This window comes from Providencia sp. PROV150 (assembly GCF_028481025.1).
Taxonomy (GTDB): Bacteria; Pseudomonadota; Gammaproteobacteria; order Enterobacterales; family Enterobacteriaceae; genus Providencia; species Providencia hangzhouensis.
On record NZ_JAMPPJ010000002.1, the window covers coordinates 95,391 to 110,307 of the forward strand.

15 protein-coding genes are annotated in these 14,917 nt (G+C 41.3%); 12 read left to right on the forward strand and 3 right to left on the reverse strand.

The features are described 5' to 3' along the window. Positions 1–207: 207 nt before the first annotated feature. From PSE83_RS02595 to ahpF, 6 genes are all read left to right on the forward strand, one after another. Positions 208–684, forward strand: coding sequence for a GNAT family N-acetyltransferase (locus tag PSE83_RS02595; RefSeq protein ID WP_036957770.1), 477 nt, complete (start codon positions 208–210; stop codon positions 682–684). A 370-nt stretch (positions 685–1,054) separates the two neighbouring features. Next, a complete protein-coding gene (locus PSE83_RS02600; protein ID WP_036957769.1) occupies positions 1,055–2,125 on the forward strand; it encodes an HlyD family secretion protein in 1,071 nt (356 codons plus the stop codon). Then, entirely contained in the window at positions 2,122–4,878 is a 2,757-nt protein-coding gene (gene rbbA / locus PSE83_RS02605; protein WP_164565297.1) for a ribosome-associated ATPase/putative transporter RbbA, read from the forward strand. Before PSE83_RS02600 ends, rbbA begins: the two co-directional genes overlap by 4 nt. Positions 4,879–4,883: 5 nt before the next feature. Then, on the forward strand, positions 4,884–6,008 hold the full coding sequence (locus PSE83_RS02610) for an ABC transporter permease (protein WP_164456325.1): 1,125 nt from the start codon (positions 4,884–4,886) through the stop codon (positions 6,006–6,008). Positions 6,009–6,197: 189 nt separating this feature from the next. Next, the gene (ahpC, locus tag PSE83_RS02615) at positions 6,198–6,761 is read left to right on the forward strand and encodes an alkyl hydroperoxide reductase subunit C (protein ID WP_004254784.1); all 564 of its coding nucleotides are present in this window, start codon (positions 6,198–6,200) and stop codon (positions 6,759–6,761) included. A gap of 117 nt (positions 6,762–6,878) precedes the next feature. Beyond that, positions 6,879–8,453, forward strand: a complete 1,575-nt coding sequence (gene ahpF, locus PSE83_RS02620) for an alkyl hydroperoxide reductase subunit F (protein ID WP_036957764.1) — start codon at positions 6,879–6,881, stop codon at positions 8,451–8,453. A 261-nt stretch (positions 8,454–8,714) separates the two neighbouring features. On the opposite strand, the gene PSE83_RS02625 is transcribed toward ahpF, so the two are convergent. Then, a complete protein-coding gene (locus tag PSE83_RS02625) occupies positions 8,715–9,701 on the reverse strand; it encodes a phage integrase (RefSeq protein WP_272514545.1) in 987 nt (328 codons plus the stop codon). Positions 9,702–9,764: 63 nt separating this feature from the next. Continuing rightward, positions 9,765–10,064, reverse strand: a complete 300-nt coding sequence (locus tag PSE83_RS02630; RefSeq protein ID WP_004254765.1) for a helix-turn-helix transcriptional regulator — start codon at positions 10,062–10,064, stop codon at positions 9,765–9,767. Between the two features lie 102 nt (positions 10,065–10,166). On the opposite strand from PSE83_RS02630, the gene PSE83_RS02635 reads away from it, so the two are divergent. Both PSE83_RS02635 and PSE83_RS02640 read left to right on the forward strand, forming a co-directional pair. Further along, a complete protein-coding gene (locus tag PSE83_RS02635; protein ID WP_076913935.1) occupies positions 10,167–10,433 on the forward strand; it encodes a Cox family DNA-binding protein in 267 nt (88 codons plus the stop codon). Further along, on the forward strand, positions 10,430–10,627 hold the full coding sequence (locus PSE83_RS02640) for a hypothetical protein (protein WP_164528875.1): 198 nt from the start codon (positions 10,430–10,432) through the stop codon (positions 10,625–10,627). Before PSE83_RS02635 ends, PSE83_RS02640 begins: the two co-directional genes overlap by 4 nt. A gap of 178 nt (positions 10,628–10,805) precedes the next feature. On the opposite strand, the gene PSE83_RS02645 is transcribed toward PSE83_RS02640, so the two are convergent. Next, positions 10,806–11,240 (reverse strand): hypothetical protein, encoded by a 435-nt coding sequence (locus PSE83_RS02645; protein ID WP_272660624.1) that lies wholly within the window; start codon positions 11,238–11,240, stop codon positions 10,806–10,808. Here PSE83_RS02645 and PSE83_RS02650 point away from each other — a divergent pair. The 4 genes from PSE83_RS02650 (at position 11,239) to PSE83_RS02665 (ending at position 14,869) form a co-directional block, all read left to right on the forward strand. Next, positions 11,239–11,472 (forward strand): hypothetical protein, encoded by a 234-nt coding sequence (locus tag PSE83_RS02650; RefSeq protein ID WP_181469268.1) that lies wholly within the window; start codon positions 11,239–11,241, stop codon positions 11,470–11,472. The genes PSE83_RS02645 and PSE83_RS02650 overlap by 2 nt on opposite strands. 223 nt (positions 11,473–11,695) lie before the next feature. Next, positions 11,696–11,917: a DUF2732 family protein gene (locus tag PSE83_RS02655; protein ID WP_004254744.1), complete on the forward strand. Its 222-nt coding sequence runs from the start codon at positions 11,696–11,698 to the stop codon at positions 11,915–11,917. Then, on the forward strand, positions 11,910–12,131 hold the full coding sequence (locus PSE83_RS02660; RefSeq protein WP_272660625.1) for a TraR/DksA family transcriptional regulator: 222 nt from the start codon (positions 11,910–11,912) through the stop codon (positions 12,129–12,131). Before PSE83_RS02655 ends, PSE83_RS02660 begins: the two co-directional genes overlap by 8 nt. 77 nt (positions 12,132–12,208) lie before the next feature. Further along, on the forward strand, positions 12,209–14,869 hold the full coding sequence (locus PSE83_RS02665; RefSeq protein ID WP_210783517.1) for a toprim domain-containing protein: 2,661 nt from the start codon (positions 12,209–12,211) through the stop codon (positions 14,867–14,869). Positions 14,870–14,917 lie beyond the last annotated feature (48 nt).

Here is a 14,917-nt window from a genome sequence, read left to right on the forward strand (position 1 = left end):
ATTTAGTTAATCGATGAGAGAATTATAGCTAATATGTTATTTAACCAACAAGATCCGAAAATGCGCTCTCTGATTATTATGGGAAAAAGCATATACAGGTATAAATGTTACTTATATCATGCGCGAAGAAATGAATAATATTGCTGTGAATTGGGTTCTTGCTATGTAGCGTTTAAAATCATGATTCAAAAAACAAGAGAGCCCCAAATGAACGTAGAAATAAAACCCGCAACATGTGATGACGCTGCTTTGATATTAGATATGATCATTGAATTGGCAGATTATGAAAAAGCACGTCACGAAGTTAAAGCCACGGTAGCTGATATTGAAAATTCCTTATTTGGAGCGAATTCAAGCACAGAAGCCTTAATCTGTTATGTGGATGGCCAGCCAGCAGGGTATGCCGTATTTTTTACGAGTTATTCAACATGGTTAGGGAATAATGGTATTTATTTAGAAGATTTGTATGTCTCCCCAGATTTTCGTGGCGCGGGTGCAGGAAAGAAGTTACTCAAGCATATTGCAGTGTTAGCCGTAGAACGAAAGTGCCAACGGCTGGAATGGAGTGTTTTAGATTGGAACCAGCCAGCAATTGATTTTTATAAAAGTATTGGCGCAGAACCGCAAGATGAATGGGTTCGTTACCGAATGGATGAAAAAGTGATTGCTGCATTCGCAAGCTAATATTTATTCATATTCAAACATCGTTGAATAAAGCCAGTAAATTAAGTTACTGGCTTTATTTTTTTATTTTGAATTAAATATGTACAATTAATGCCTTATCCTGATTTTTGTGAGTTTATTCTGTTTTTTTGTGACATAAGGCAACTAAACTTAAACCAAATGTTGATAAAATGCCATTAAATTAAGTAGATAGCCAATTTAATGGTAGTGCTAACACTTACTTGGCCAAGTTTTAAATAAAAATAATATTTTTAGTTTTAAGGGTATTTATTTCGTATAGAGACAGTTATGTCATTTTATTAATAATCACCAGGTTAATAATCAAAATAATTGTTGTTCCTTGTTTTCTCATTTAATGGAAAGGGATGGTATGAAAATAAATAAACAAAAAGTATCTTTTTACATCATTTTAATATTAATTATTGTTGCGGGTGGTTTCTATTACTGGAATGTTAATTCAGGTGGTCTACCCGCTGGATTCGCTCAAAGTAACGGCCGTATAGAAGCAACAGAAATTGATATTGCCACTAAGACGGCAGGACGTATTGAAACGATTAATGTAAAAGAAGGGGATTTTGTTAAAGAAGGGCAAGAACTTGCTCGTATGGATACGCGAGCACTCCAAGAGCAACTCCATGAAGTACAGGCACAATTACGCCAAGCCATCAGTGCAGTGACCACTGCCGAGTCTGCTTTAGCGCAACGTAAAAGCGAAAAAGTTGCAGCCCAGGCTGTTGTTCGTCAACGTGAAGCGGAGTTAGACGCAGCGCAAAAACGGTTAAATCGTTCTAGAGCTTTGGTGAGAACCAACGCCGTATCTCAGCAACAAGTCGATGATGATACAGCACAGATGCAAGGCTCTCGTGCAGCACTGGAAGCATCAAAAGCTCAAGTTGCCGCCGCGACATCAGCCATTGATTCTGCAAGCGCTGGTATAGTCCAAGCGAAAAACCGTGTTGATGCAGCGACAGCAACGGAACGCCGTATTATTGCGGACTTAGATGACAGTATTCTAAAAGCGCCAAGAAACGGGCGTATTCAATATCGTGTCGCTGAGCCTGGAGAGGTACTTGGCGCTGGCGGGCGAGTCTTGAACATGGTCGATTTAAGTGATGTGTATATGACATTTTTCTTACCGACTGAAGATGCAGGAAAAGTTGCCTTAGGCAGTGATGTTCACATTATACTTGACGCTGCACCAAATATCGTAATCCCAGCCAAAACCACTTTCGTGGCGAGTGTTGCTCAATTCACACCGAAAACCGTAGAAACACAAAATGAACGCCTAAAATTAATGTTCAGAGTGCGTGCACGAATTTCGCCTGAATTATTAGAGCAACATCTAGAATATGTGAAAACAGGGCTGCCCGGAAAAGCTTATGTGCGTTTAGACCCTAATGAATCTTGGCCTGCTGAATTAGAGGTGAGATTACCACAATGACCAATAAACTGATGGATGATGTGATTATCGATATACAACATGTCAGCCAACATTATGGTGACAATTGTGCGTTGGATGATATTGTACTTTCCATCCCAGCAAGAAAAATGGTTGGGTTGATTGGCCCTGATGGTGTAGGAAAATCAAGCCTGATCTCCCTGATTGCAGGGGCAAGAGTGATTCAACAAGGCCAAATAACGGTACTTGATGGTGATATGAGTGATATTGAGCATCGTAGAGCTGTTTGCCCTCGCATCGCCTACATGCCGCAAGGTTTAGGGAAGAACCTTTACCATACGTTATCTGTTTATGAAAACGTCGACTTTTTTGGCCGCTTATTTGGCCAATCAAAAGCTGAGCGTGAATATCGGATTCAGGATTTGCTTGAAAGTACAGGGCTTGCGCCATTTAAAGACCGTCCAGCAGGCAAGTTATCAGGAGGGATGAAACAAAAGCTTGGGTTATGCTGTGCGCTAATTCATGATCCCGATTTATTAATTTTGGATGAACCTACTACAGGGGTTGACCCGTTATCTCGTGCGCAATTTTGGGATTTAATTGACCGCATTCGTTTGCGACAAACCAATATGAGCGTTTTGGTCGCAACGGCTTATATGGAAGAGGCCGAACGCTTTGATTGGTTAGTGGCAATGGATGATGGCAAGGTGCTCGCTACAGGTCATGCATCTGAATTAAAAGCCCAAACTCAATGTGATGATCTTGAAGCTGCGTTTATTGAATTACTACCTGAAGAAAAACGCAGTGGCCACAAAAAAGTCGTGATCCCTCCACGTGATACCACAGAAGACAATATTATTGCTATTGAAGCCCAAGACCTAACTATGCGTTTTGGTAACTTCGTCGCTGTTGACCATGTGAATTTTAAGATCCCAAAAGGGGAGATTTTTGGTTTCTTAGGGTCTAATGGCTGTGGTAAATCAACCACTATGAAAATGTTGACGGGTTTATTACAAGCCAGTGAAGGGCAAGCATGGCTATTTGGTCAAGAAATAGATCCGAAAGATATCGAAACACGCAAGCGTGTCGGCTACATGTCGCAAGCATTTTCACTATATAGTGAATTGAGTGTTGAGCAAAATCTCGTACTTCACGCCAAGCTTTTTCATATAGCTGAGGACAAAATTCCCCAGCGAGTGGACGAAATGTGCCAGCGTTTTGAACTTGATGATGTGCGAGACGTAATGCCTGACGATTTACCTTTGGGGATCCGGCAAAGGTTATCTTTAGCTGTCGCAGTTATTCATGAACCTGAAATGTTAATCCTCGATGAGCCAACTTCGGGAGTAGACCCCGTTGCCAGAGATATGTTCTGGAATTTGATGGTCGATCTATCAAGACGTGACGGTGTCACAATTTTTATTTCTACGCACTTTATGAATGAAGCAGAGCGCTGTGACCGTATTTCACTCATGCATGCAGGTAAAGTCTTAGATTGTGATACCCCTGCTAACCTGACCAAAAAAAGAGGCCTCGGCACGCTTGAAGAAACCTTTATTGCTTATTTACAGGATGCTGTGGGGGATGCAGGACAAGGGCAAGAAACTGCCCCTGAGTTCCATGTTGACCCTGAACTGAAAGAACAAGCGACCGAAGCGTTAAAAAAACGTTTTAGTTTACGTCGGTTATTCAGTTATTCCATTCGAGAAGGGATGGAATTACGTCGTGACCCAGTGCGTTCAACACTCGCGTTATTAGGGACTGTAATTCTTATGTTTATTATGGGTTACGGTATTAGTATGGATGTCGAAAATTTACGTTTTTCCGTACTAGATCGCGACCAAACAGGGTTAAGTCAGGGATATACACTGAACTTAGCAGGTTCACGTTACTTTATCGAACAACCACCAATCAAGGATTATGATGATTTAGAGTCTGGTATGCGTAGCGGTAAGATTACCGTTGCGATTGAAATTCCGCCTAACTTCGCAAGGGACGTTGCACGCGGCAATAACGTTAAAATTGGCGTGTGGATTGATGGTGCGATGCCAAACCGCGCTGAAACTGTGCGTGGCTATGTGCAAGCGATGCACTTAGCATGGCTAAGTACGATGGCTGCTCGCCAACCCGTTGGCGTTGCTGGTATGCCAGCTATCGACATTGAAACCCGATATCGTTATAACCCAGATGTTCGTAGTTTACCGGCGATTGTTCCCGCAGTTATTCCATTATTATTAATGATGATACCCGCAATGCTTAGCGCGTTGAGTGTTGTTCGGGAAAAAGAGCTTGGTTCGATTATCAATCTTTATGTCACTCCGATCACCAAATTAGAGTTTTTACTTGGAAAGCAGCTCCCTTATATTTTATTAGGCATGTTTAACTTTGTATTACTTTGCATACTGTCCGTCTATATATTTGGTGTTGAATTTAAAGGTAGTTTTCTGACGTTAACCTTGGCCGCATTTTTGTATATCAGTATTGCAACAGGAATGGGGTTATTAATTTCATGCTTTATGAAAAGCCAAATTGCAGCAATTTTTGGTACTTCTATCATCACTCTGATACCAGCAACACAATTTTCAGGAATGATTGACCCAGTTTCATCATTGGAAGGTATTGGCCGCTGGGTTGGGATGGTTTATCCAACATCACACTTTTTAACTATCACGCGAGGAACCTTCTCTAAGGGACTAAATTTATTCGATTTACAGTCATCGTTTATCCCATTACTGATCACTGTTCCATTGGTTATTGGGCTCAGTGTTTTATTCCTGAAAAAGCAGGAGGCATAGCGATGATACGTAAAATTCAGAATATTTTTAACCTAGGAGTCAAAGAGTTACGCAGTTTAGGCCGCGATAAAGCGATGCTAGCCTTGATTGTCTTTGCTTTTACGGTATCGATTTATTCGTCGGCAACGGTGACTCCCGGCTCTTTACATAATGCGCCCATTGCGATTGCTGACCAAGATAAGTCACAGTTATCAAATCGGATAATCAATAGCTTTTATGCGCCTTATTTTTTACCACCCGCGGATATCACACCAGATCAAATTGATGGTTTGTTAAATCGTGGTTCATATACTTTTGCGCTAGATATTCCGCCTAATTTTCAACGTGATGTGCTTGCCGGACGGCACCCAGAAATTCAGGTAAATATTGATGCAACAAGGATGAGCCAAGCCTTCTTAGGAAATAGTTATATTCAAAATATTACCTTAGGGGAAGTGAATGAATTTTTAGCAAAATACCGTAGTAATGCAAGTTTACCTGTTGATTTGGAAGTGAGGATGCGCTTTAACCCTAACTTGACACAGTCATGGTTTGGTTCTGTTATGGCAATCATTAATAATATTACGATGTTATCGATTGTTTTAACGGGCGCTGCACTAATCCGCGAACGGGAACACGGTACAGTCGAACATTTGATGGTCATGCCACTAACGCCATTTGAAATTATGATGTCGAAAATATGGTCAATGGGGCTGGTGGTATTGATTGCATCTGGTGTTTCCTTAATTTTGGTTGTAAAAACATTGCTACAAGTACCAATCGAAGGCTCTATCTTATTGTTTATGTGTGGGGTGGCCTTGAGTTTATTTGCGACAACGTCGATTGGTATTTTTATGGGGACGATTGCACGCTCCATGCCTCAGTTTGGTTTGTTGATGATCTTAGTGTTATTGCCATTAAATATGCTTTCTGGCGGAATGACAGCGCGAGAAAGTATGCCTCAGCTTGTTCAAGACATTATGCTAACCATGCCGACAACGCACTTTGTTAGCCTTGCTCAAGCGATTTTATATCGCGGAGCTGGCTTCCAAATTGTTTGGCCTCAATTTGCGGTTCTTGTTGTTATTGGTGCTGTATTCTTTTCTCTCGCACTCATTCGTTTTCGCAAAACGATTGCCACCATGGCATAACCTACTGTACATAAAATATCCATTAATGCATAAAACGCTTGCTGAATTTTTCAGTAAGCGTTCTAATGCTTCACCTATTAATTATTGGTGCATGATTAGGTTGTACCTATCAAATCAATAGTGGGTAATGATTGGATTAAGCTGCTGTAAAACAGTAACTTAATAGGTAACCAAACAGGAGAACATCATATGTCATTAATTAATACTCAAATCAAACCATTTACTAACCAAGCATTTAAAGATGGCCAATTTATCGAAGTTTCTGAAAAAGATGTTGCAGGTAAATGGAGCGTTTTCTTCTTCTATCCAGCTGACTTTACCTTTGTTTGCCCAACTGAACTGGGTGACATTGCTGACCATTATGAAGAATTCCAAAAATTAGGTGTTGAAATTTTCTCTGTTTCTACTGACACACATTTTACCCATAAAGCATGGCATGCAAGTTCAGAAACTATCGGTAAAATCAAATATGCCATGATCGGTGACCCAACTGGCGCATTAACACGTAACTTTGAAAATATGCGTGAAAACGAAGGCTTAGCAGACCGCGGCACTTTCGTTGTTGACCCACAAGGTATCATTCAGGCAATCGAAATTACTGCTGAAGGTATCGGTCGTGATGCAGCTGACCTGTTACGTAAAGTTAAAGCAGCACAATATGTTGCAAGCCACCCAGGTGAAGTTTGCCCAGCTAAATGGAAAGAAGGTGATGCAACACTGTCTCCATCTTTGGACTTAGTCGGCAAAATCTAATTAATCTAACCCAATTGATTAACACTGAATAATTCAGGTTGCAGGTGTTTAGGCCTGCAACTTGGATCATGACGGGTATATGTACCCGATTTTATGATAAAAATTAAAGGGGATTACATGCTCGACAATAATTTACAGGCACAGTTGAAAGCCTACTTAGAACGTTTAACTAAACCCGTTGAATTAGTTGCTAATATAGATGACAGCCAAAAATCAAATGAAATCAAGCAGCTGTTAGAACAAATTGCATCTCTGTCAGATAAAGTCACTGTACGTGAAGAGCGCAATAGCGCACTAAGAACACCGTCTTTTTTAATTACTAACCCAGGTACAGATAGTGGTTTGCGTTTTGCAGGCTCACCTTTGGGGCATGAATTTACCTCTCTTGTGCTGGCATTATTGCAAATCGGTGGTCATCCATCTAAAGAAGCGCAAGAGTTATTAGAGCAGGTTAAAGGCCTTGAAGGCGAATTCCACTTTGAGACTTATTACTCTTTATCTTGTCATAACTGCCCAGATGTTGTTCAGGCGTTGAACTTAATGGCAGTTTTAAATCCAAATATTAGCCATACGGCTATTGATGGTGCACTTTTCCAAAATGAGATTGATGAACGTAATGTGATGGGCGTTCCTGCGGTTTTCCTGAATGGAAAAGAGTTTGGCCAAGGGCGTATGACGTTAAGTGAAATTGTTAGCAAAGTTGATACCAACGCAGATGCGCGTGCAGCGAAATCACTCACAGAGCGTGAGCCTTTTGAAGTTCTTGTTATTGGTAGTGGCCCAGCAGGGGCTTCAGCGGCAATCTATACCGCACGTAAAGGGATCCGTACTGGCGTAATTGGCGAGCGTTTTGGTGGCCAAGTTATGGATACGGTTGATATTGAAAACTATATTTCAGTTATCAAAACGGAAGGGGCTATTTTTGCAGGCGCATTGAAGAACCACGTGGACAGCTATGATGTTGATGTCATTGATGGCCAATCAGTTGCAAAACTGATCCCTGCGGCAGAAGAAGGTGGATTACACCAAATCGAAACTGCATCGGGTGGGATCTTAAAATCACGCAGTATTATTATTTCAACAGGTGCTCGCTGGAGAAATATGGGTGTTCCGGGGGAACAAGAATATCGTACTAAGGGTGTAACATTCTGCCCACACTGTGATGGTCCGTTATTTAAAGGTAAACGTGTTGCCGTTATTGGTGGCGGTAACTCAGGTATTGAAGCGGCTATTGACTTAGCCGGTGTCGTTGAGCATGTGACCGTACTGGAGTTTGCTCCGGAACTGAAAGCAGATTCTGTATTACAGCAAAAAGCACGTAGCCTGAAAAATGTCGATATTATCGTCAATGCACAAACCTTAGAAGTAAAAGGCGATGGCAGTAAAATGACGGGTCTCGAATATAAAGACCGTACTGATGATAGCGTACATTTATTAGAAGTGGCGGGAGCATTCGTGCAAATAGGTTTATTGCCTAATACTAATTGGCTAGGCGACACAGTTGCTAGAAACCGTATGGGCGAAATCGAGATCGATGCACGTAACGAAACCAGTATTAAAGGTATTTTTGCTGCCGGTGACTGTACTACAGTCCCTTATAAGCAAATTATTATTTCAGCTGGAGAAGGGGCAAAAGCCGCACTTAGCGCATTTGACTACCTCATCCGCACAAGTACCAGAACCGCTGAATAGGTGTAATTTACTTTATATTCAGTGAGTTGTAGTCAAAAGGCACTCGGGGGCGAGTGCCTTTTTTTTGTGCATAATCTGTACAAAAAAGGCTCAAAAGTGCCTAAAAGTGTTCAAGTGTGGACAACTTGTGGACGATCTAAACGCTGATTTGGTGGTACTTACAGCGGAGAAATGCATCCCAGTGTGGACAATTTGTGGACATGCAAAAGTTAAATTTGCCTCGGTTTTCGTCGTTAAAATCATCCTAAAACGAACAATCTATTAAGCTAACTCTGTTCCTCCCTTTAATGGGTTGTACGTAATCGCATCTTGAAGAAAGTCCGGTGCAAAGTGAGCGTAGGTCAGTGTTTGCTGTAATGTCGAGTGACCTAAGATTCTCTGCAAAGTAATAATACTACCGCCATTCATCATAAAATGGGTTGCGAAAGTATGCCGTAATGCGTGCGTGGCTTGGCCCTGCGGCATATCAGGCTTAATGGTCTTTATGTGCTTTCTAAACATATCATAAGAGGTGTTTGGAAAAAGCAGACCGGATTTTCGCGTACACACAGCATCTGCGACTTCTTGGGAAATCGGCACAATGCGCGCTTTGCCCGTTTTGGTAAAAGTGAAACGGATTTTATTTTGGATCACGTGCTCGCGTTTTAATTTAACTGCTTCCCCCCAACGCGCACCGGTGCTTAAACATAAAATCGCCACTTTTTTATTATCACCTTTTAATATATTCAGCAGCAGTCCGATTTCTTCATGTGTTAAATAGGACATCTCAGTCGCTTTTTGCTTTAACCGTGATAGCCCTCGTATTGGGTGCTTACCCATGAATAAATCCGTGCGCTTTAAGGCGGTAAATATGCCGCTTATCGCTGAAAAATCACGGTTTATCGTGGAGGGCTTGATACCCGCAGCGAGCCGGAGTTCGCGGTAAAGTGCTAATTGCTTATCGGTTAATAAGCACATTGGCGGGTTATCGAGTGCGGTTGCAATGCGTGTTGCCCTTAATAACGTGTCCTGCGCATAGTCGCTACTTTTGCCAAAGGTGTTCCACCACAAATCAATTAAGTCTTGTAGCGGCCGAATATCATTGGATTTATCTAACCAATCTTTGTGCATTTTGTTTGATAGGGCGTAACGTTCAAACAAAACGGCTTCGTGTTTTGTCTCAAATCGACGTCTGACGCGTTTTCCTTGACGGCCAGCCGGTCTAATGTCCACTTCATATTGACCATCTTCGAGTTTCTTAATTGCCATAAGAAAGCCCTCCGAGGGTCGATTGGCCTTGCGAGTTAACCTCACAAAATGCCTGATAAATTGTTAACCAGTTTTCTTGTCTGAGTGGGGTGAGCCTGAATTTTCGTGCCCAGTGTGCGCTAAAGCCGGTGCGATTTGGCCAGCTTCAGGATTTACCTCATCGAACATGAACCAATCTCGGTATTTTCTGAACCGTTTAACCGCAAATATTTTTACGCCAGATTCAAAGGTCATCTTAGATTTATCACTCTCATAGCCGTGATAAGTGGCATAGTTTAGCCCCGTCAAATCTGCCAACTCTCTTTTTGTCATTTGTTCGGAATTGCGAATAAGCCGCAATTTCTCTCCTTGCGTTCTTGACATTATATTGAGAACTCCATATTGTATCGAGTAATTGATATATCCTTTGCATTGATGCAAAGAGTCCTAAAGCGCTAGAAAGCGCCTGACATAAGAGGGTAGCAGATGAGAGAGAAAATCGTAAGTCTGTCAGATGTTGTGACTGAGGAAAAATTCGCTGAGTTGATTGGTAAGCCAGCAAGCGCAGTGGCTGATATGCGTAAAGCAGGTAAGTTACCGATTGTTCAGATGAAAAGACCTGGCTCTAGTCGTGCGGAAAATTATGTGTATTTGCCTGCGTGGAATAATGGTTTAAGGCTGGCCTATGAGTCGTTACCCGCGGAAATGCGTGACGGTTGGTTGGTGTGGTTGGGTTTAGGTAAGCCGCAATGAGTCAGGTTATTCGTGTGAGCCATCATTGTGCGGTGTATCGCGGGTTTACGATTATCACGTTACCACGTAAGAAGCAGACACCAATCACACGTTATCACGTTTGGCATTTAGGGGAGTCGTTCGGCAAGTTTGATGCAATGGCTGAAGCGACAAAATATATAGATGGGTTGTGGAGGATGAAAGGTGGAAAGTAATTTAACTTTAAATCAAAAATCTAATTTAATGACTTCATCAATTGATAATTTAATTATTAACGATAATCAAAATAAGCATTTTCAAAACATTATTGTTTCTAATTCTATTATCTCTGGGGAGTGTAGATTGTACAAAGACAATGTTCATATAGCGAACATCGTCTTTAAAAAATAACTTTCACTTTATTGTATTGTACAAAACGCTGATACCACTAGTTAACAAGCTAGAAGCTACATTTACTAAGACTTCTTTTGTACCTGTTTTAGTCGCTTTAACTAACTCGTCACCAAATGATGATGAGCCATCAATTGAATTAGGGATTAGCTTTAATAATTCTAATCCTTTGGATGTTAAAACAAGATTTTTAGCTTGTCTTGGGTCAATTTGACCTGTGATATAACCGGTTTCAATTAACCAGTCTATGGCTGATGAAACAAAGATAGAATTTAAGTTTACTTGTGGAATGCCTGTATTTTCAGCTGAAATTATTTGGGTATCAGGAAATAAAGTGGATAGTAAAAAAGATGTTTTTACTGGAAATTTTTCATATAAATGAGCAAGGGTAATACCAGTAACCTCATTAAATTTAACAATATTTTCAGGAGTAGACATGGATAATCCTTTGTTATCTAAACAGGCCAAAAGCAATGATGAATTATACAATAAAATCAGTGAATTAATTGATTATCAGCTTGGACTAGTTTTTGATGCTTATACTAGCAAAAAACAATGGAATGATCTTCTTGCAAGTGCCGATTTAAACCAAATAGCGGAAGCGCTAGCTAATAACTTGCACAGTGCGGGACTTGATGTTGTTACAGCCAGAAGAATTCTAAATAAGTAATGTTAGGTGGCTGTTATGCCTGATTCCGGTCAAGAAATTGCAGGCATAGCAAATATACTACACATCATGTTGCCGATCATGGTTAAAAAAATCGGATTAAATATCGAAAGGTGATTATTAATATAGAAAATAATCAGAATTAGATAGTAATTAAATAATCAAATCACTAAACAATGACCTTTATTGGTCAGGGCTTTTTATTACCTAAAAATGAGGTTTTAAAATGAGACATATTCCAGACCCTATATTTACCCCTGTGGCTGAAAATATAAAAGCGAATAGGGAAGATGAGCGTAAATCATTAATGAATCGTTTTGCTGATCGTCAACGTCAATTAGCCGATAAAGTATTAACAGAGAAATTAGATTATGCGCAAATTCATCAGTTATTGATTGATGAAGCGGATAAATTCGAGTCACAAGCGGGAGATCTTAACTATGTCTGATGTTATCGACCGCGCCAATGAACATGCGGCATTAGTGCTAGAACAGAATATCCAAGCTGCTAGGAAGCCAGCGAGTAGGGTATCTGCGTTTGAATGTGAGAATTGTGATCACCCAATACCAGAAGCCCGCCGCCAAGCGGTGATTGGCTGCACCTTGTGTATTGACTGCCAAATTCTGTTCGAACTGAAAGAAAAACATTACTACAGCGTATGAAAAATCATTTTCTGTAAGCAAATAAAAAGCACACAATCCGCGGGATGGACGCTGATTGTGTGCTCTAAGGTTATCACATGAAATCATATCATATTCAGGCGTTATTGCCTCGCCTTATACACGACTTTCAATTTAAAGAGCAAAATGGCTATTTGCGTCAAGGCGTGTGCCCAAACTGTAAGAAAAAAGAGCTATTTACCTCAATTGAAATGCCGTTTGTGTTGCGTTGTGGCCGTGAAAATAAATGTGGCGCTGAGTTGATTGTAAAAGAGATTTATCCCGATATATTTGATGACTGGTCAGCACACTATCCCAAAACGCAACAAGCCCCGAATGCAGCCGCAGATGCCTATTTACAGCACGCCAGAGGGCTAGACATCGCCCCGTTGAAAGGGTTGTATTCCGAGTCTAGCTATCATGCCAATGGGTTAGGTGCGGCAACGGTGAAATTTGCTTTACCCGAGGGGGCATATTGGGAGCGAATTATTGATAGACCCTCACGGTTTGATCGCAAAGCTAACTTTTTTGGTTCTTATAAAGGGCATTGGTGGACACTGCCGCAACAGGATTTAACTCAGACCAAAGAGATTTGGCTAACGGAAGGCATTTTTGATGCCCTTAGCTTGATTCAAAATGGTATTGCTGCTGTATCGTTAATGACTTGCCATAATTACCCTGAAGTTGCTTTGAATGCGCTGAGAGCTGCGCTAGGTAACAATAAAAAACCGTTGTTGGTTTGGGCGCTAGATAATGGCTCAGCTGGCGAACGTGCCATGAAAAAGTTTGTTGCCCGCAGCCATGATGATGGCTGGAGAGCCACTGCCGCGAGACCCGCTGAAAAAGAGTGTGGCAACGATTGGAATGACTTGCATATGAAAGGCAAGCTAACGGAGCGCGATATTGCCCGTTATCGCTATTACGGCAAGTTGTTGTTAGCCTCAACTGCGTTTGAAAAGGCGCGTTTAATGTTTAACTGGACGGAACGTTCAGAGTTCGATTTTCAACATGATAACCGGTTGTATTGGTTTAAGTTGGATATCGATAAAATGATGAAAACCATTGAGCGTATTCATGATGCCGAACCCGATTTAGATGAGGATGAGGCCAGACAAAAAGCAGTGAAAGAGTCCGGTACGGTAGTTGAAATAGCTAATTGTTATCCCACACCATTATATTTCCAAAAGTCTGTAGAAACTGACGAATCATGGTATTACATGCGCGTCGATTTTCCTCGTCAGCCACAAGTTAAAGCCACCTTTACCGCCTCGCAGTTAACCAGTGCCAGTGAGTTCAAAAAGCGTTTATTACATGTGGCCAAAGGAGCGGTTTATACTGGCACAACTTTGCAATTGGACCGCATTTGTAAACAAGCTTTGCCAGATATCAAAGAGGTGATCACGCAAAATTATGTGGGTTATAACAAAGAGTATGGTGTGTATGTGTTTAATGATGTTGCAGTGCAGGATGGTAAGTGTTTTACGTTAAATGAGGAGGATTATTTTTCTCTTAATAAGTTGGATATTAAGACGTTAAGCCTGAGCCCATCATTGGCCATTAATACCGATTTTAGCGAATTTGATACCAGTTGGTTAAGTTCTCTTTGGGATGCGTTTGGCGCAAAAGGTTATGTGGTGTTGGCGTTTTGGTTGGGTTCGTTCTTTGCGGAGCAGATACGCAAAACCCATAAAAGCTACCCATTTTTAGAAATTTGCGGTGAGCCTGGTTCAGGTAAAAGTACGTTGATTGAGTTTTTATGGCGCTTATGCGGCCGCGCAGATTATGAGGGGTTCGATGCATCAAAATCGAGTGTTGCCGCTCGAGGACGAAACTTTTCACAGATAAGTAATTTGCCGGTGTGTTTAATTGAAAGTGATCGCGTGCAAGATAATGCAAAGCTGAAAGCGTTTGATTGGGAAGAACTTAAGTCACTGTATAACGGCCGTGCCACGCGTTCGTTAGGGGTGAAAAATAGCGGTAATGAGACCTACGAGCCATTATTTAAAGGCAGTATTGTAATTGCACAGAACGCGGAGATAAACGCGTCACGCGCCGTTTTAGAACGGATTATTCATCTATATACAGATAAAGCAGAGCAGAGCGTCGAAACCCGTTATGCAGCTATTGCTCTTGAACGTTATCCCATTGAAAAGTTATCTGGTTTTTTACCAACTGTATTGATGAAAGAAGCGGCGATATTAAAGCAATACAATGAGCGCGTAGATAGTTTACAGGCGCAGTTATTTGCGGATAAGGCGATTAACCATGAGCGGATCGCCAAAAATCATGCACAGTTAATCGCATTATTGGAAACGTTAGCGTTAGTTTTACCCGTAAAAGCGGCACATATTCGCCAAACTCGTGGCTTTATTATTGAGTTGGCCAAACAACGTGTTCAGGCGATCCAACTTGACCAACCGCAAGTGATGGAGTTTTGGGAGCTGTTTGATTATTTACACGATAATGAGGCCTTTGGTGTGAATCATTGCGGTGAAAAGGGAGTTTATGCGGTGAATTTTAACCATATTGCACAGGTGGCCAGTGAATACCGCCAGTCTATGCAATTGAATACCGATATTAAGAACTTATTGAAATCGGGGCGAATGCGTAAGTTTGTGGGCGTTAAGACGGTGCGAAGTGTGGTAAACAGCCAGTTTAATAGCACGCTTGCGGTGGGGAGTACGCTTAAAAGACCCGAAGTGATTAAGTGCTGGGTATTTCAGGAAAACAGTGAGAGTTAGTTTTCTCCTCTATTTATCTATAGGCTGCCGATGTGCAGCCTTTCTTTT